The 17792-nt window shown below is 64.0% G+C and carries 11 protein-coding genes; 4 read left to right on the forward strand and 7 right to left on the reverse strand.

Annotated features, from left to right (window positions below; genetic code table 11):
* Nucleotides 1-10: 10 nt before the first annotated feature.
* The 3 genes from RND64_RS11415 to RND64_RS11425 are packed head-to-tail and all read right to left on the reverse strand — an operon-like array spanning nt 11 to nt 5686.
* Entirely contained in the window at nt 11-2614 is a 2604-nt protein-coding gene (locus RND64_RS11415; RefSeq protein WP_049697415.1) for a LuxR C-terminal-related transcriptional regulator, read from the reverse strand.
* Between the two features lie 60 nt (nt 2615-2674).
* Nucleotides 2675-3781 carry a catalase family protein gene (locus tag RND64_RS11420; RefSeq protein ID WP_049697547.1) on the reverse strand — a complete coding sequence of 369 codons (1107 nt, stop codon included), beginning with the start codon at nt 3779-3781 and terminating at the stop codon, nt 2675-2677.
* A 21-nt stretch (nt 3782-3802) separates the two neighbouring features.
* On the reverse strand, nt 3803-5686 hold the full coding sequence (locus RND64_RS11425; protein WP_152929984.1) for a peroxidase family protein: 1884 nt from the start codon (nt 5684-5686) through the stop codon (nt 3803-3805).
* A gap of 170 nt (nt 5687-5856) precedes the next feature.
* Between RND64_RS11425 and RND64_RS11430 the strand changes: the two genes are divergently transcribed.
* Nucleotides 5857-6600, forward strand: a complete 744-nt coding sequence (locus RND64_RS11430) for a hypothetical protein (RefSeq protein ID WP_049697416.1) — start codon at nt 5857-5859, stop codon at nt 6598-6600.
* Here RND64_RS11430 and RND64_RS11435 read toward each other — a convergent pair whose 3' ends face one another.
* From RND64_RS11435 to RND64_RS11450, 4 genes are all read right to left on the reverse strand, one after another.
* Nucleotides 6601-7134 carry an FKBP-type peptidyl-prolyl cis-trans isomerase gene (locus RND64_RS11435; RefSeq protein ID WP_162491221.1) on the reverse strand — a complete coding sequence of 178 codons (534 nt, stop codon included), beginning with the start codon at nt 7132-7134 and terminating at the stop codon, nt 6601-6603.
* A 111-nt stretch (nt 7135-7245) separates the two neighbouring features.
* On the reverse strand, nt 7246-8748 hold the full coding sequence (phoA, locus tag RND64_RS11440; RefSeq protein WP_152929985.1) for an alkaline phosphatase: 1503 nt from the start codon (nt 8746-8748) through the stop codon (nt 7246-7248).
* Nucleotides 8749-8874: 126 nt separating this feature from the next.
* Complete coding sequence (locus tag RND64_RS11445) at nt 8875-9228, reverse strand: VOC family protein (protein ID WP_005203020.1); 354 nt, start codon at nt 9226-9228, stop codon at nt 8875-8877.
* A gap of 216 nt (nt 9229-9444) precedes the next feature.
* On the reverse strand, nt 9445-11682 hold the full coding sequence (locus RND64_RS11450; protein WP_049697419.1) for an NADP-dependent isocitrate dehydrogenase: 2238 nt from the start codon (nt 11680-11682) through the stop codon (nt 9445-9447).
* Between the two features lie 257 nt (nt 11683-11939).
* Here RND64_RS11450 and RND64_RS11455 point away from each other — a divergent pair, with 257 nt between their 5' ends.
* From RND64_RS11455 to RND64_RS11465, 3 genes are all read left to right on the forward strand, one after another.
* Nucleotides 11940-13448, forward strand: a complete 1509-nt coding sequence (locus RND64_RS11455; RefSeq protein ID WP_049697549.1) for a DUF3375 domain-containing protein — start codon at nt 11940-11942, stop codon at nt 13446-13448.
* Nucleotides 13448-14314, forward strand: a complete 867-nt coding sequence (locus RND64_RS11460; protein WP_049697420.1) for a DUF4194 domain-containing protein — start codon at nt 13448-13450, stop codon at nt 14312-14314. Before RND64_RS11455 ends, RND64_RS11460 begins: the two co-directional genes overlap by 1 nt.
* Nucleotides 14315-14469: 155 nt before the next feature.
* Entirely contained in the window at nt 14470-17787 is a 3318-nt protein-coding gene (locus RND64_RS11465) for an ATP-binding protein (protein ID WP_049697550.1), read from the forward strand.
* The last annotated feature ends 5 nt before the right edge of the window (nt 17788-17792 follow it).

A 17792-nucleotide genomic window follows, 5' to 3' on the forward strand; every position in this document is an offset into this window, starting at 1 on the left:
CTACGGTGTCTCATCCGCCCGGGGCGTCGTTGACGACTCCGGCCAACGAGTCGCGGTCGGCGACGTCGAGTTTGATGCAGGCGCGATAGATGTGACCCTCGACAGTCCGTACCGAGACGGTCAGGCGTTCGGCGATCTCGCGGTTGGTCAGGCCGCGACCGATGAGAACCGCGATCTCCCGCTCCCTGGCCGTGATCGGCAGCGGTCGTGCTGTCGCCCTGATGGCGGGAGTCGTCGCGCCATCGCACGCCTTCGACAGCGCGAGAACTCTCGCAGAGCAGGCGGTGGCGTCTCCACGCCGGCCGGCACGCTCGTACAACTGTGCCGCCTGCGCCGCAGCGTCGGCGGCCGACAGCAGCACTCCCGCATCCTCGAAATCATGTGATGCCGCTGCCAATTCGTCCGGATCGCCCGCTGCGTAGGCCGCTGCGTGGCGTGCGTAGACGTGGCCGAGCTCGCCTTGGATGAGTCCTGCGAGCTCCGCGAGGCGCGGAGCCGTGGTCTTGTCGCCGAAGCGAGTCGCGTGATGCAGGGACTCGGCCTCGAGTGCGAGTTGCCCGGAGTCGTGAGCGATTGCGGCCGCGCGATGCGCGTGATCGATTGCCGCGCGTTCGGCGCCCTGTGCAGCGCAGATCCAGGCTTGCGCGAGCACCCGCTGCGAGTCGTGGATCGCCAGGTGCGGACCCCGGTGCTCATCTGCGTCTCGTAGCACCCGTTCGGCTTCGTCGACGTCGTTGAGCGCCGCGTACGCCCGTACCAGAATCAACCGGCCGGGCAAACGCCACGGGAGTGGCTGCTTGGCGTTGAGAGCGGCGAGTGCCTGTTCGAACTCGCTGATCGCCTCACGAAACGAGCCGCTGTACGTCGCCGCAACACCTGCCGCGATCTTGGCGATCGCCCATCCGAGGAACTGACCCGAGGAGGAGAACTGCGTGTACTCGGTGGCGCGGTTTCGCGCCTCCTTGAGGTCGCCGACCATCGTGAGCGCCAGGACGTCGCAGTAGCGCACCATGACGCTGATCATCCCGTCCGTCGCCTTTTTCTTCGCACGGGTGCGCTCTGCGTAGGGGGCGTAGTCGCGCCCGCGCCCGGCAATCGACATGGCCAGCCCGGCACCGAAGGCCGCGAAATCGATGGCCTGTGACGGCGCGTTCGGACTCTCGAGAACGTGCTCGGCGAGCGCGATTCCCTCGTCGAGCCGGTTCTCGTGAACGGCCATCGCCGCGGCAACCGCGTCGACGACGAGTCGTAGCGACGGATGCTCGACCTTCTCGTTGAGCAGTTCGAGCATGCGATAACTCTCATCGACGTCGCCGAGCATCCAGAAGATCAGGCTCATGCGCGATACCGCCCACACCACGAGCTCGAACTCATTGAACGACTCGGGCTCGAACTCGGTGAATACAGCGTCGGCCTCGACGACTCGCCCCTGCCACATGATCGCGCGGGAGAGCAGCTCTCCCGCGGTCAGACTGCCGTCGTGCTCGAAGGCGACGCGGGCGAGCCGCTCACCGAGCGGGAGATTGGCCAGGAAGATCGCATCCTTGGCCGCTGCGATGAGCAGCGCTACGTCGACGTCACGGTGCGCGTCGACGCTCAACTGTGCGAGGCGGATACGCTCGGCGGCGGTGTCGGTTGCGTGGTCGCGCAATGCGTCGACGAGTTCGGCGCGTAGCCGTCGGGCCGCGACGGTGCTGATACGTCGCCGAACCACGTCTCCGTAGAGCGGGTGGGTGAATCGGACGTTGGTCGTGTCGCCGTCGCGAGTTGTCGTGATGAAACCCAGAGTCTCGGCGTCGTCGACCGGTTCCTCGCCGATCAGCCCGATCAGGAGATCGATGTCGATCGGCTCATACAGCGACAACACCTTGAGCGCATCGACAACGTGCGGACCAGCACGGTCGAGACGGTCGTCGAGCAGTGACACCAGGCCGGACGGAACCGCCGTCGCGCCCCGCAATTGCCAGACGCCCGACACCTCCGACAACGCACCGGATTCGACGGCCCCCTCGATCATATTTCGGAGGAACAGTGGATTTCCGCCGGACGAATCCCAGATGACGTCGGCGCTCAAGCCCTCCAACGATCCGCCGAGCACACGTTCGACCAGTTCAGCGCACTGTTCTTTCGTGAGGTTCTGCAGTTCGAGTCGGTGAAGGTAGCCGTCCTTCCACAACGAGGTCACCGCATCGGGCACAGGTTCGCCCGTGCGGACTGTGGCGATGATTCGTGCGCTGCGATCAATCGCGATCTGATGCAGCAGCGTCGCCGAAAGCTGATCGAGCATATGGGCGTCGTCTATCCCGATGACCGTTCCGGGCTCGGCAACGAGGGTCTCGCGCGCGGAGACCAACGCCGCTATGGGATCGCGCGACGCGGTAGGAGCTACCCACGGCGCGAAGGCTCCGAGCGGTATGGCACGCGACGACTCGGTACATGCAGCCCATCGGACAGGCCTACCGAGCGAATCGGTGACCATCCGGGCGAGCGTGGTTTTGCCGACGCCCGCGGGCCCGACAAGTACCACTCCACAGCGATCGCTTGGTCGCAAGAGCGCGGAGCGGATGAACTGTTGCTCGGCGGGCCGGCCGAGGAGTTGCCAGCGCCCTTCCATGGTTGAGCAGTATAGGGCGAATTGCCAGAAATTGAGTCGTGAAGGTTCGAGCAAGGAAACTCACTCGGGGAGTTCGTCCACGCTCGTCGGCTCACACATCGGGGCATTGTTCTTTTGATGCCGGAATCGACTCGACGCATCGTACACGTCGCGCTTGAGGCGGTTAATCGATCCGAGCGGGGTATGTACCTTCAGGCCACGCCAGGAATTGAACGACAGGACGTCGTCGCCGTATGCGCGTCGCTCCGGTGTGTAGGGATTCTGCGTCGGGAATCTGATCGTGGCAACTGTCCGGTGCGGTGACTCCTCCTCCGACCACGCCTTTGTCGCATCGTCGATCGGCATCCGGTCGACATTCGTGCACAGTTGCACCCGCAGTTCATATTCGGCCGGATGCGACTCGAAGAAATCGACGGTCATGTCTTGCAGCGCATTTACTCCGCGATAGTCGGGTGTCGGTTGACCGGCGAGCGCACGAACCTCGGCCGACGACGGCGCGTACAGCATCTTCGCGACATATTTGCCGTAGCGCAGCGGCGCTGACGTATAGAAGGTGTCCCCGAGAATATGCGTGTTCTCCCTGATGAAAACTCTCAGGGTGTCCGGAAACGGGCGCCCGATCTTTGTCAGAATCCTGGCGTCGACTGCGGCCAACAAGCGTTCGCCGAACCCGAGAACGGGATCGGAAACACGGGCGAGCAGCACCGCCGTCGGCATGCCCTTGAGGAGATACTCCTTCGCGTCCGCGAACAGGAACTCCCGATGGGTCACCATGATGAAGTCCTGGGTGACCGCGGTGTCGTCGGGCAGGGCACGGTCTGCGGTCGGATCGACGCCGACGACCTTGATCCCGAGGCCGCGCACGCCTCTCATCTGATCGGTACGTATGGCTCCCGACGTGCTCGATAAGCGGGCGATGATCGGGTAGGTCCGTGGTTCCGCGAACAGCCCCTGGGCGAGTTCTTCCGGCAGGTCGGCGTGCACCTCGAGTTCACCGCGTAGGACAGCGTGACTCTTGGCGTGGGCGTCTCGGATGCCGCGCTTGTACTTGGCGTACGCGTGCTCGTTGTTCGTGTGCAGGATCTGCACCATCTTCGCCACCACCTCCGCCTCACCAGGCGGGGTGTCCTCCATCTCCGGCTCCCACAACACGTACTCACGACTCATCGTCACGGTCCTCTCGGCGCATCAGGGTGCGGGCCAGGGTGCGAAAGGGTTGGTGGCATGTGCGAGCACCGGGGTGAGCGTGGGGAAGTGGCGGAGCAACACTGTGCGCATCGTGTTGTCGCGGATCCACGCCATGCCCGCTTCGGTGTAAACGTCGGCGGTGAAGTCCGTCGTCAGGAATCGATCAGCGGCGATCCTGCGTGATGCCATCAAGATGAACACCCGAAACGCGGTGTCGGAGAATCCGAAGCCTCGGGGTTTGCGTTCTGCGTAGAGACCGATCATGAGATCAACGTCATCGATGTCGCGGTACATCTGCTCGAGCTGCTTCGCCCACTCGGCGTTGTTCGTCAAATCTGCGAAGCTCTTGGCGGGCGGGAGCCGGAAATACCGCCGGAATTCGTTGTAGCGTGGCACGCCACGCTCTCGGCTTCGGAGGACATCGATAGTGGCGAGGTCAATCGACTCAGCGTCCGGCCGCGGGAGATCTCGGAGAGCTTCCGGGAAATTGTGGAGCGTCAAAGCTCCCGGAAATGCCCTTCCGAAGGAATACAGCAAATCGTCCATCGACCATTCCGCCATTCGCTGGTGCACGTTGTCGGCCAGAAGCTCTCCGAGCGGGTGAGTATGCCTGGTCTGGCCCGTGGCCAGGCTCCGTACATCGAGGTGGTCGGGTAGCAGGGGATGCATGCGATACACCGCCACGAATTCTTCGGTCAACGAGAACGGCACCCCGTCGAGATGAGTTCCGCCACCTGGAATCCCGAAGAGTATCTCGCTGTCGACAAGCCGCCCGAACTTCGAGGTGAACTTCTCACCCAGTAATCCGAACCAGTTCGCGTGCATGCCGGTCACGGTTGTGGGGTGCGCGATGATCGCAGGTGTCCAGTCGACAGTGTGGATCTTTGCCATCAGTGCCGAGTTGATCAGTCGCGCAACGTTATACAGCCGCTCTTGATCAGCTGTGAATTCAGGGTGTGCGACCGTGAGTCGTCGACATATCGCGTTGTGTTCCCGCAGGAACAACGACTGCATCAGCGCGAGTCCCAGCCACGAATTCGCCTTGGGTCCGTTCTTGTCCAGCAATTGCTCCGCTGCCAACGTGGGGAGTCCGTCGTCAGCGAGTTCGATGGTGGCGAGCAGATTGCCGTCGGCATCTCGGTGGCGGATCGCGGCCGCGTACTCCTCGGTGTCGCCGTAGATCTGCGACGCGTCCCACCAGTGCGTGTCACGGTTGGCGTACGTCGGCGGGGCGTCGGCCGGGCCGTCGAGTGTCGGCGTTCGTGGAACCTGCATCGGCCGGGAGTGCGGCCAGTGGTCGTCGGCGTCGAGCTCGATGAGCCACGGCTCGGGATCGGGAGGAGTGAGATGACTCACCCAGTCATGCACCTGAAACTGGATCCACGCGGCGGCGAGCAGGTTGAGCGTCTCAGCGGGCTGAAACTCGGTGCGCGCGAGCAGCTTCTCGCTGACGACGCGCGGACTCGGCTCACGAAATCTGTCCCCGAGCTCGGGCCAAGTCGCGTCAAGCGGCACGTTGCGACCGAATCGAGTGCCGACGGACCCCATGTCGGGGTGCGCGAGGTTGTCGAAGCGCCCGTCGATCGTGCGCTTGCGATGGTCCGACGCCGGTAACGGTGGGTCGAGGGGCGGGGCGGGATCGGGATCGGTGTCGACGAGGTTGAGTGCCCGGAGCTGGCTGCGGATGCCGACCAGCACCGCCAGCCCCAACGGTTTCGGTAGTCGCGACCAGCCGACCACCCGGTCGAGCTGCTCCGCGGTCACTGCGAGGACCCGCTCAACGGTACTTCTCTGATCGACCACCGATTCCTCTTCCGTACCCGTGTCGCCCGCCCTGACCGATGTGACGCGATCAGTATCCCCGACGGCGGCGTTCGGGTGCATGCGTACCGGACTACCTCATCGGGAAAACGCTGATTCGAGTACCCCGGTACTCGTGCGACCGCCATCCATGTCGCGAAGGCTGGAAACCCAGTCGGTTCACGCATGTCCGACGCAGGGTCAATCGGCACGATCAACGATGTCGTGCACTACGGGAGAATGGCAGGTGATTCGTGATCGTCCCGATCGGCATCACGCTCAACATCGAGACCGAACTCGACGACGCGGTGTCGGCGCTGGGGTGCCGCGTGGGCGACGCGCGGCACAGTCGATTCTGGTTCGCGGAGGCACGCCACGCATCGATCGACACCCCGACACCCCTCTACGACAACAGAGTGGCGATCAGGTTGCGCACGGGTGCCTTCGACGACCTCACGGTCACCATGCATCCCGAGCGAAGCGAGTGGCTGACAGGCGATTGGGCCAACTCGTTCGACCGTGACCAGTTCGAATATCGCATCTCAGATCAGTGGTGTGGTGGCGATCGAAGGCTCAGGGCGTCGGCACGTACCCGTCATCCGTCCGGGAGCATGTCCGAGGCGATCGAGAACGGCGCCGACCCCACCCACCTCCTCGACACGGCGCAACGACGCTTTCTGGTCGCGTGCGCGTCGTCGGGGCCGCCGATCGACCACCTCGTACTGCGTGGGCCGATCACGTCGCAGGTCTGGGATACGTCGGTGCGCGACGTCCGACAGGTTCGGGTGGCGAGGTGGCTGTCCGATGACATCGACGTCGTCGGGGTCTCCACGTGCATCGGTGTCCGCCCCGGCGAGTCGTCGCACGACCTCGCGGCGCGGGCCTCGGCGGTCGCGAGCGATCTCCGCGACAGCCTCCACGACGCCGGGTGTCACACCAGCCCGCTGACGAGCAAAACCGCTCTGGCGCTTCGTGTGCTCGCAGGGGCGACCCCGTGATTACCCGTCGACGGAGACGATCGTCAGCTCGAAGACCAGACTGTCACCCTTGTTGATGCCCGCCGCAGGATTGCCATTCGGGTATCCGTCCTCAGGGTTCATCGCGACCGCAACCGACGAACCCACCTTCTGACCCGCGATGGCCTTCTTGAAACCGACCACGACCCGGTCGAGCGGGAACTGAACGGGAGTACCCCCCGAGTAGCTGCTGTCGAAGGTCTTACCGTCACGGCCATCGACGCCGACGTAACAGACGCTGACGGTCGCCGTGTCGGGGACAACCTCGCCGCTGCCCTCCCGCAGGGTGTGAACCTGCGTCTGCTCGACCGCGAACGGAGTGGTCACCGTGACTGCCGGTGCCGTCGTCGAGGTCGAGGCGACGACGTCGACACTTCCCGTCGTGCCACGAAGGGTCCAGTCCGGCTTGGCATCCGCTGCCGGTGCCGCAGACGGGCAGGAGGGCGACGCCGCGGAAGTCGATGACGACGCGGCAGAGTCGGAACCGGAATCGGAGCCGCACGCGGCGAGTCCGATCGTCAGCGAGGCAACGGCTACGGGAAGTACGACACGGCGGATGTTCACGGGCGTCACGCTACCGAACGGCTTACCTCAGACCGTGAACCGCATCGAACCACATCGCCGACGTCACGAACCCTGGAGTCCCAGTGCGCGGGAGATGGTGAAGAACAGGTCCGTCTGATCGGTCAAGCCGACGACATTCGCCGCGCTGGGGCCGTATGCGGCGATCCGCACCTGCGTACCGGTGTGGCCCTGATCCATCGCGTCCAGATTGTCCGACGTTCCGTATGACACCGTGAGCGGCTGGCCGTCCTTGCCGGTCAACACGCGGGTCAGTCCGGGGTAGATGGCGTCCTTCTCCACCTGCAGGGGCAGCTTCGCGTCGTCGGCGGCCTTCTGTACGTCCTCGGCAGTCATCGACTCGACGATCTGGCTGCTGTGCGCGTGATCGGCGGTCACGATCACCAGCGTGTCGCGGTTGTCCTTGGCGTAGTCGAGCGCCACCTTCGTCGCTTCGTCGAGGTCGACGGTCTCGCCGATCTGACCGCACGGGTTTGCGGCGTGATCCTGCTTGTCGATCGACGCGCCTTCCACCTGCAGGAAGAAGCCCTTGTCGTTGCCCTTGAGGAGGTCGATGGACTTCTTCGTCATGTCGGCGAGCTTCGGCGTGGATGCGCCACGTTCGGGGTTGTCGGTGCACGTTGCGGCTGGTTCGAGGTAACCACCCTTGGTCGCGACGGGTCCGTTCCAGCGGACAGGCATGTTGCCGTCGGCGAAGAGTCCGAGGACCGGAGAGTCCTGGTTGGCCGTTGTGACGCCGTTGAGCTCGTCGGCGCTGCGCACCATGGTGTAGCCCCGTTCCTTCGCCTGCACCTCGAGCGTCTTGCCCTGGTATTCGCCCGCAGTAGCGGTTTGCTGGAACGACTTGGCGCCACCACCGAGCACGACGTCGGGTCGCGTTCCCAGCAACTGCTCGGTGATCGACCCCTTGCCACCCTTTTCCAGGGCGTCTGTCGGACACTTCTCGGATGTTTCCTCGGGCCCATAGCATTTGCGATTGGTGACGTGCGCGACCTGTACCGCGGGTGTGGCGTCCTGGATCTCAGCGGTGGTGACATCACCGGTCGCCTTGCCCGACTTCTTCGCCAGTTCGAGCAGCGTCTGCTGAGATCGGCCCTCGATGTCGACGGAGATTGCGCCGTTGTAGGTCTTCGTGCCCGTCGACCAGGCCGAACCGCTCGCGGCCGAATCGGTGACGAAGGTCGGCTTGCCGTCCTTGTCGAGCGAGTAGTGCGTGTACTGACCCGTCAGCGGCAAGGCGTCGAGTCCATTGAATGCGCCGCCCGCGCCCTGCGCGTAGTCGCGAGCAACGGTGATCTCGGAATCTCCCATGCCGTCACCGATCAGCAGGATGACGTTCTTGGCGCCGGAGTTTCGGATGGAGTCGGCGATGAGCGAACTGCGGTCATCGCCCGCCCTCGTAGCCCCGCCATGTTCCGAAAGCTTGCCCTTGGCAACGGGATTCAACAGCGGTCCGGCCGCATCGTTGCTTCCGTCACCGCCGCACGCCGCAATCACCGTCGTCGCACACACCAAAGCCGTGACCGCCATGTACCGATGTCGTCGCATCCGCATTCTCCCCATATCCGCCGTTTTACTGAACTCGGACATGGTCGTTGCGATATGTGAACAAAAGTTGTCGCGGGATCGACGCCGGTGCGGCCACCCGACCACGACTCGGGTGACCGCACCACCTCAGCGCTTGAGCGGGCTGTAGAAAACCAGTCCGTTGCCCTTGTTGTCGTAGACGACCGCACGACGCTCGTGCGCGTCGTCGTACGGGCCTTTGATGATGGCGCCACCGCTTTCCTCGACGGCCTTCGCGTCGCCGTCGACGTCGTCGGTCTTGATACCGACCACCACCTTGCCCGGTATGGGATGGTCGACGTCAGTTGCGAGCGCAAGTGTCAGCGATCCGCCGTCGAGGGCGGCGAAATGCGCCCCGTCACGAAACTTGAGCGCCATACCCAACGTCTCGCTGTAGAACTTGATGGAATCGTCGAGATCGTCGGTCGACAGAACGATCATGCGGACTTCGTGGTCACTCACGTTGGCCTCCTTTGGCCGAATCCAGCTTGCTCAGCGTGGGCCCCAACCCCGTATTCGACGCTAGTGCAACCGACAGCCAGACGAATGGGACTTTCGGTCCGCACCCGAGGGTTGCGCACAGGACGCACACAGACCCAGGAAATACAGGCAGACCCCAGAAATACGGGCGGCTCCCGACCTGAATCAGGTCGGGAGCCGGTGTCGTCTGACCGCGCGTCAGCTGCGAACGGAGTCGAGCGCCTCGTTGAACGTCGCGCTCGGTCGCATGACCGCAGCCAGCTTGTCCGAGTCGGGAGCGTAGTAACCGCCGATGTCGACCGCCTGGCCCTGCGCCTTGTTCAGCTCGGCCACGATCGCATCCTCGTTGTCGGCAAGCGTCTTCGCGAGCGGCGCGAAATGCTTGGCCAGTTCCTCGTCGTCGGTCTGCTTGGCCAGTTCCTCAGCCCAGTACATCGCGAGATAGAACTGGCTACCCCGGTTGTCGAGCTCGCCGGTTTTGCGCGACGGCCCCTTGTTGTTCTCCAGCAACCGGCCGGTCGCGGCGTCGAGCGTCTTGGCCAGCACCTCGGCCTTGGGGTTGTCGTTCTTCTTACCGAGGTCCTCGAGACTGACCGCGAGGGCGAGGAACTCACCGAGCGAATCCCACCGCAGGTGATTCTCCTCGAGAAGCTGCTTGACGTGCTTGGGCGCCGACCCTCCCGCGCCGGTTTCATACAGGCCGCCGCCGGCCATCAGCGGGACGATCGACAACATCTTGGCGCTGGTCCCGAGTTCGAGGATCGGGAAGAGGTCGGTCAGATAGTCACGCAGGATGTTGCCGGTTGCCGAGATCGTGTCGAGGCCGCGGATCAGACGTTCCATCGTGTAGCGGATGGCACGAACCTGCGACATGATCTGGATGTCGAGGCCCTCGGTGTCGTGATCCTTCAGGTAGGTATTGACCTTCTTGATCAGCTCGTTCTCGTGCGGGCGGTAGGGATCGAGCCAGAAGACCACCGGCATTCCCGACTCACGCGCACGGGTCACGGCCAGCTTCACCCAGTCGCGGATCGGGGCGTCGCGCACGATGCACATGCGCCAGATGTCGCCCTCTTCGACGTCCTGCGACAGCAGGATCTCACCGGTCTCGAGGTCGACGAAGTTCGCGACACCGTCTGCAGGGATCTCGAAGGTCTTGTCGTGCGAGCCGTACTCTTCGGCCTTCTGTGCCATGAGTCCGACGTTGGGCACCGTGCCCATCGTGGTGGGATCGAACTGTCCGTTGGTCTTACAGAAGTTGACCATCTCCTGGTAGATCCGCGAGAACGTCGACTCGGGGTTGACCGCCTTTGTGTCCTTGGGGCGGCCGTCCGCGCCATACATTTTGCCGCCTGCGCGGATCATCGCGGGCATCGAGGCGTCGACGATGACGTCGCTGGGGGAGTGGAAGTTCGAGATGCCGCGTGCGGAGTCGACCATCGCGAGTTCGGGTCGATGCTCGTGGCATTTGTGCAGGTCGTCGATGATCTCTTCCTTCTTCGACGCCGGCAGCGATTCGATCTTCGCGTAGAGATCAGACAAGCCGTTGTTCACGTTGACACCGAGCTCGTCGAACAGATCGCCGTGCTTGGCGAACGCTTCTTTGTAGAAGGTGCGCACCGCGTGGCCGAACACGATCGGGTGGCTGACCCGCATCATCGTCGCCTTCACGTGCAGCGAGAACATGACACCCGTCTTGTAGGCGTCTTCCATCTCATTCTCGTAGAACTCGATCAACGCCTTCTTGCTCATGTACATGCTGTCGATGACGTCGCCGTCGAGCAGCTTCACCTCCGGCTTGAGCACGATCGTCTCGCCGCTGTCGGTGACGAGTTCCATCTTGACCTTGCGGTCGCCCTGCACGGTGATCGACTTCTCGCCGTGGTAGAAATCGCCCTCCCGCATGTGTGCGACGTGGGTACGCGATGCCATCGACCAGTCACCCATCGAATGGGGGTGCTTCTGTGCGTACTCCTTGACGGCCCTGGGCGCACGACGATCCGAATTACCCTCACGCAGAACGGGATTCACGGCGCTACCGAGACACTTGGTGTAGCGGTCGCGAATCTCCTTCTCCTCTTCGGTCTTCGGATTGCCGGGATAGTCGGGGATGTTGAACCCCTTGGCCTGCAGCTCCTTGATCGCTGCGAGCAACTGCGGCACAGAGGCGCTGATGTTGGGGAGCTTGATGATGTTGGTGTCGGGCTCCTGGGTCAGGCGCCCCAGCTCTCCCAGGTGATCGCCGACCTTCTGCTCGTCGGTCAGGTAATCGGGGAACTCGGACAGGATGCGCGACGCAACGGAGATGTCGGACGTCTCGACGTTGATGTCTGCGGCATCGGCGAACGCCCGGATGACGGGCAGAAAGGAGTAGGTCGCCAGCATGGGCGCCTCGTCGGTCAGGGTGTAGATGATGGTCGGTTGCTTGTCGCTCATAACCTGCCTTCGCTCTCGAGTGCGGTCGCCCGACACAATGGGTCGTGTGTCTCAACCGCTGGCCACGCGCGGGTGTGCACGTCCAGCGTCAACCCTATTCGGTCGGCGAAACCCGTGCCGCATGTGCTCGCGAAATGAGCTGGGTCGCGTCGTGATCGCAGGGTGCCCTCGCCCACTGTGGTGCGCTCGCGACGACGCCGCGGGGCCATGGCAGACTCGACCGCGGTCCGTGAACGAGGTGCAACCGTGAGGTGACGATGGTGAACTCTGCCGTGGATGGGACTCTGACGCTGACCGACACGTTCGAGGCAAACCGCTCGATCCAGCGCTCTGCCGCCGTCCGACTGTTCGCGGCCTCGAACTCGGCCCTGTACGTCACGCTGATGGAACGCCATCTCGACTTCGGAACTCGCCACACCGAGTCGGAGCTCGCTATTCGCCTAGACCGCGACATCGCCGCACTCGGCACGTCAGACCAGCCCGCCGGGCTCGATCTCATCAAGTCGTGGGCCAAGCAGGGGTGGCTACACCGTGTGACCGACGCCGCGTCGCCGTCGGCACCCAACGTGTGCTTCCTGAGCACCGAGGCGCGCTCGGTGATCGCATACATGCGTCGATTGCGGCGCGAGGACAGCGTCGCGACCGGCGGGTCGATCATGGGCGTGGCCGCCGGTCTGCACCGGGTTGCCACGCAGGTGACCGACGATCCCGAACGAATCCGCGAGGACATCGAGAACCAGATCGACGAACTCGACGCCGAACTCGTCGAACTCAATGAGGGCCGCCGTCGACCATTCGACCTGCGGGGAGCCGAGGACGAGGCTCGGGCGATCGCGTATCAAATGGAACAGATCATCACCGACATCGGCCAATACGGCGCGATGCTCGATCGGATCACCACAGCGCTGCTCGACGACCCGCACGACTCCGACCTCGCCTACCGGGATCGGCAGCGTCAGATGTTCGACGACTATGAGTCGCTCCTCGAGTCGTCGCAGAGCGCGTCGTATCACGCCTTCACGCAGATGATTCAGGATCCGATGCAGCGCGCACGCCTCATCTCCGACATCGAGCTCGTCGTCGACAGGCTGCCGAGCATCGATACCGGTCTGCGGGCAGTGATGGAGAATTTCTTCCCGTTGGTCAGTGAGCAGATGGCCGAGGTCGGGCGGATCAGGCAGCGCTGTGCGCGTCGAATCCGACGGTTCGTCGCGTCGGGGACGCTCGAGCAGAGCCGTGGCGTCGCCCGACAGCTCAACGACGCGCTGGCGACAGCCAATGAGCTTCTCAAGGATTCGCTCGCCGACCGTCGTCTCGGCTACGAGTTGCCTGTCGCGACGCCGCAGGTGACGTCGATCGGTCGGCTCGCGTTCGAAATCCGCAATCCGGCACCGCCGGAGCAGGCACGTCCCGCAGACGGACGAACCAACCTGGCATCGTTCGCGTCGCTCGCGGGGCAGGTCGACACGGTGGAACTCGCCGACGTCGTGAACGACAAGCTGACATCGGGACCGCTGTCGTTGAGCGACGCGATCGCCGCGCTCGACGAGCCGTACCTCGCGCACGTCATCGTGTTGTGGTCGTGGGCCCTGCGCCAGCCTCGGGAAATGCCGCGCCAGCATGGGGCGGGGTCGTCGTTCGTGCGGTTCCGGTCGCTGGAGGGCGAGGATCGCGCGATCGAAGTGCCGACGTTGTTGTTCAGCGAGCCTATTCCTTCCCAGCACAGCGATACCGATTCGATTCTCAGCACGGAAGCCGACGCCTGATGACCAGCACCGACACCACGAACACTGACACCACCGACCCGAACACGCCCGGGGCAACGACGAACACCTCGGCCACCTCCGCGCCCGCCGACGAGTTCGCCGGATACGACGACCTGCCGACCGCGGCGACGCACGGAAGAATCGACGGACCACGCGCTCCTCGATTCGACGGCGATGTCTCGGCGATGCCCGATCGCGCATGCTGGGCATTGCAGAATCTCCTCACGCGCAGGCACGTCAGCGGCGACCGCAACCCGCAACTGTGGGCGTGGGTCACCGAGTATCAGGATCTGCTCCGTAGTCGGCTGTCAGAGCTCGACCTTCGACTGCGCCTCGTCGACGAGCTCCAGGTCGCGTTCGTCGAGCAGGCTGGATACGAGTCACGTTGGGGTAGAAAGATTCTCAAACGCGAGACCATCCAGACCTACGACGCGATTCTCGCGTTGCACCTCGCCAAGTTCTTGCGCTCGTCGCGTGAGGAGACAGCGATCATCACCCGTGAGGAGATCCACGAGATGTTCGCAGGCGTGACCAATACGATCGACCGTGATCTCGCGTTGTTCGACAAGCGGATCGAACGTGCGATAGACAAGCTCGAGGAACTCGACTTCTTGCGCCGACACCGCGACGATCCAGACACGTTCACCGTCAGCCCGGTGATCACCGCTGTCATGACCGCCTCGGTGATCACCGACCTGCAGCATCAGTTCGAGCAGTTCATCGGCGCCGGCGACACGGGCGACGATCTCGCGGTCGACGCCGATTCGGTAGGCGCAGAAGGCAGCTCGGCGCCGACCGGCCAGTCGGACTCCACCGACGAATACTCCACTGGCGAATACTCCGACGACGAAGGAGACCAGTGGTGAGTGATCTCGACAAGCTCGATCAGCGGGAAACAGCCGACCAGCAGGACACGGCCGCCCAGCAGGGCAAGGTCGATCAGCGGGACACCGCCGACCAGCGAAGCACCCCGGACCGGCGGGGAACGCTCCATCGCGGCGAGGGGGACGAGCAGTACTACCTGTCGCGGTTGCAGCTCATCAACTGGGGCGTCTTCGACGGCTATCACTCCATCGGGTTCAGCCCGGGCGGCGCGCTCATCACGGGTTCGTCGGGAAGTGGCAAATCGTCACTGCTGGACGCGATCTCGCTGGCCTTCCTGCCCGATCACCGCCGCAACTTCAATGCCTCGGGCGATACCACCGCGGCCGGCTCGTCCGGCGGTCGACGTACCGTCGGCAAGTACGTGCGCGGCGCGTGGGGCGAGCGTCGCGACGCAACGGGAGCGCACCGCGAGATCATGTATCTCCGCGGGAGCGGCCCCGCGTGGGCGGCGATCGCGGTCACCTACACCTCGACGTCGGGCACGGCTATCACCGGGCTTGTTCTGAAATGGCTTGGCGCGGGCAAACTCACCGATGCGCACAGCGCTTACTTCATCCACGACGGTGACGTCGACATCGTGGACGCCTGCAACGAGTGGGCCGCCAATGGCTACAGCGCTGCCCGGTTCCGCGATCGCGGTTGGCAGGGCGGTCCGGGAGAGGGCAAGTACCTGTCGACGCTGTATTCGTTGATCGGCATCCGCGGCTCCGATGCCGCACAGCAGTTGCTCGGAAAGGCCAAGTCGCTCAAGAGCGTCGGCGGACTCGCGCAGTTCGTCCGGGAGTTCATGCTCGACGAACCCACGAGTATCGCGGGCATCTCCGACGCTCTCGAGCAGATCGATCCACTGGTCGAGGCGCGTGAGCTCCTCGACGTATCCCGGCGCAAGCGCACCATTCTCGACAACGTCGAGGCGATGCAGGAGCGCTATGCGGCGGAGTCGGCGACGTTCACGGTGCTCGACACCATCGAGCCAGAAGTCGTCCGCTCGTACGTCACCAACCTGCGGCTGCACAACGCCGAACCCGAGATCGCCGACCTCGACGATCAGATCGCCCGGCTCGATTCCGACCTCGCCGCACTCAACTCGCAGCACGATCAACTCCGCCAGGATCACAGCCACCTACTCGGTCGGATCGCGACGTCGACGGGCGATCTCGCGCCGCTGCAAGAACAACTCTCGACGGCACAGAAGGCAAGCAACGAGGCATCGATCCGGCGCGCCACGTACGAACACAAGATCTCCGCGCTCGGATTCGACATTCCTGAAGACGGCGAAGCGTTCTGGGAGCTGCGTGAGCACCTGATGGAGGAGGCCACCCGACTCGACGGCCAACTCGAGGCCGGCAAGCCACATTTCGCCGAGACGCTCGCCACCGAGGTGGCAGCGCGATCCCAACGCGACGCTGCCCGTGACGAACTCGAGCGTGTACGCCACGCCGGTTCCGCGCTGCCCCGCGCCGAGCACGAGATGCGTCGAATCATCGCCAGCGCACTCCAACTCGACGAGTCCGAACTGCGGTATGTCGCCGAACTCGTCGAGCTCGAACCGTCTGCCGAGAGGTGGCGACTGGCCGTCGAGAAGGTCCTACGTAACGCCGGGCTGCGACTCCTGGTGCCGGACAAGCACTTTGCGGCCGCGCTCAAATTCGTCAACGAGCACGACATGCGCGGACGGATTCAACTCCACCACGCGGAGACGCGTCCCGCGCCGATGGTGGAGCCGGGCACGCTCGGGGCAACGCTACGGGCGGCCGAGCCCGACCACCCGTGCACCAACGAGGCGCTCACGATCCTCGCCAAACTCGGCAATTACGTGTGCGTCGATTCAACTGCCGACTTCGTCGAGCACACCAAGGCCGTCACCGACCGGGGTCTCCGCAAGGATTCGGCGAAACTCGCCATCAAGGACGACCGTCAGCAGTTGCGTCCGTCCCAATACATCTTCGTCGGAAACGTGAGCGCGAAAATCACTGCGCTGCAAGAAGAACTCGAACTCGAAAACGAGCTGTACGAACAGGCGCGAGCTCGCAGCGCCGAACTCGATCGGGAGCGCACCGCCAAGGAACAGCGACGCGACGCGTACCGACGAGTCTGTGAGCAGTTCGCCGGGTGGAACGAGATCGACCTCGACACCGCGGACGATCGCGTCGACGCGCTCACCGAACAGTACGAGCTGCTCATGGAGGAGAATCCCGACACCGAGGCACTGCAACGCAAGGCCGAGGACATCTGGGAGCAGGTCCGCGCCGCCATCTCACAGGCGGCACTTGTGCGTGACAAAATCGCCACTCACGACAAGCGTCGTACTCAGCTACTCGATCTGGTCGACCGGTTGAAGATCGAACCCGTGTCGGCCCACGCAGAGGCGACACTCGATCGCTTCCGTGAGGAGTCCGCGGCGGTGCTCGACGTACTCGCACCGGATCCGTTCCGCCAGGATCTACTCAAAGCCGTTGGGCGCGAGCGTGATCGGATGCGTGCAGACACTCGCCGCTCGCGCGACGAGTTGGGGCGAATCCTCGACGCCTACGACAAGGAGTTTCCCGACGCGATCCCCAACGACAGCGACGATTTCGACGAGCGTGTCCACGACTACGTCGCGCTGTGTCGCCGCATCGACGAACGCGAGTTGCCTGCCGCCTACGAACGGATGCGACGACTCATCACCGAGCAGGCACCGGGCGCGATCCTGAGCCTGCACATGGCGGCCGAAGCCGAGGAGCGCCGCATCGTCGAACAGATCGAGCGAGTCAACTCCGGACTCGGCTCGGTCGCCTTCAACCGCGGGACCCGCCTGCGGCTCTGCCCGGGCCGCAAAACGCTCGCAGCGGTTGCCGAACTGACCGACAAGGCGCGGCAGATCTCGTCGCGTACCGCCGCCGTCGGATTCGGCGACGAGGAGGCGATCCTCGAGCAGTACGCCGACATCCTGCTTCTCCGTGAACGACTCGCCGGTGCAACGCCCGAGGACCGTCAATGGACGCGAGATGCACTCGACGTGCGTAACCGATTCGACTTCTACTGCGAGGAACGCGACGCCGAGACCGGCGAGACCATCCGCACATACAGCAACGCGGGAGACAACTCCGGTGGTGAGCAGGAAAAGTTGATGGCGTTCTGTCTCGCCGGGGCGTTGAGCTTCAACCTGGCGAGTCCGCACGGCAAGGGAAACCGTCCCATCTTCGCGCAGTTGATGCTCGACGAGGCGTTCTCGAAGTCGGATCCCCAGTTCGCGCAGCAGGCTCTTGCGGCATTCCGCAAGTTCGGCTTCCAGTTGATCATCGTTGCGACGGTGCAGAACACCAGCACCATCCAGCCCTATATCGACAACGTCGTCATGGTGTCGAAGACCGAGGACGTCAACAGCCGTCCCATCGCCACCGCGATTTCGACGTCGATTCAGACGTTCTCGGATCTGCGCCGAACCAGTTCGAGCCGCCTGCCGGTGTGAGTGGT

The organism is Gordonia sp. w5E2 (assembly GCF_036540975.1).
In the GTDB taxonomy this organism is placed as follows: Bacteria; Actinomycetota; Actinomycetes; order Mycobacteriales; family Mycobacteriaceae; genus Gordonia; species Gordonia jacobaea.

Bases quoted from the DNA above. Each gene is read 5' to 3' on its own strand.
- RND64_RS11455 (WP_049697549.1), top strand. From the start codon at position 11,940: ATGGTGAACTCTGCCGTGGATGGGACTCTGACGCTGACCGACACGTTC.
- RND64_RS11415 (WP_049697415.1), bottom strand. From the start codon at position 2,614: ATGGAAGGGCGCTGGCAACTCCTCGGCCGGCCCGCCGAGCAACAGTTC.
- phoA (WP_152929985.1), bottom strand. From the start codon at position 8,748: ATGCGACGACATCGGTACATGGCGGTCACGGCTTTGGTGTGTGCGACG.
- RND64_RS11425 (WP_152929984.1), bottom strand. From the start codon at position 5,686: ATGCACCCGAACGCCGCCGTCGGGGATACTGATCGCGTCACATCGGTC.
- RND64_RS11460 (WP_049697420.1), top strand. From the start codon at position 13,448: ATGACCAGCACCGACACCACGAACACTGACACCACCGACCCGAACACG.
- RND64_RS11420 (WP_049697547.1), bottom strand. From the start codon at position 3,781: ATGAGTCGTGAGTACGTGTTGTGGGAGCCGGAGATGGAGGACACCCCG.
- RND64_RS11450 (WP_049697419.1), bottom strand. From the start codon at position 11,682: ATGAGCGACAAGCAACCGACCATCATCTACACCCTGACCGACGAGGCG.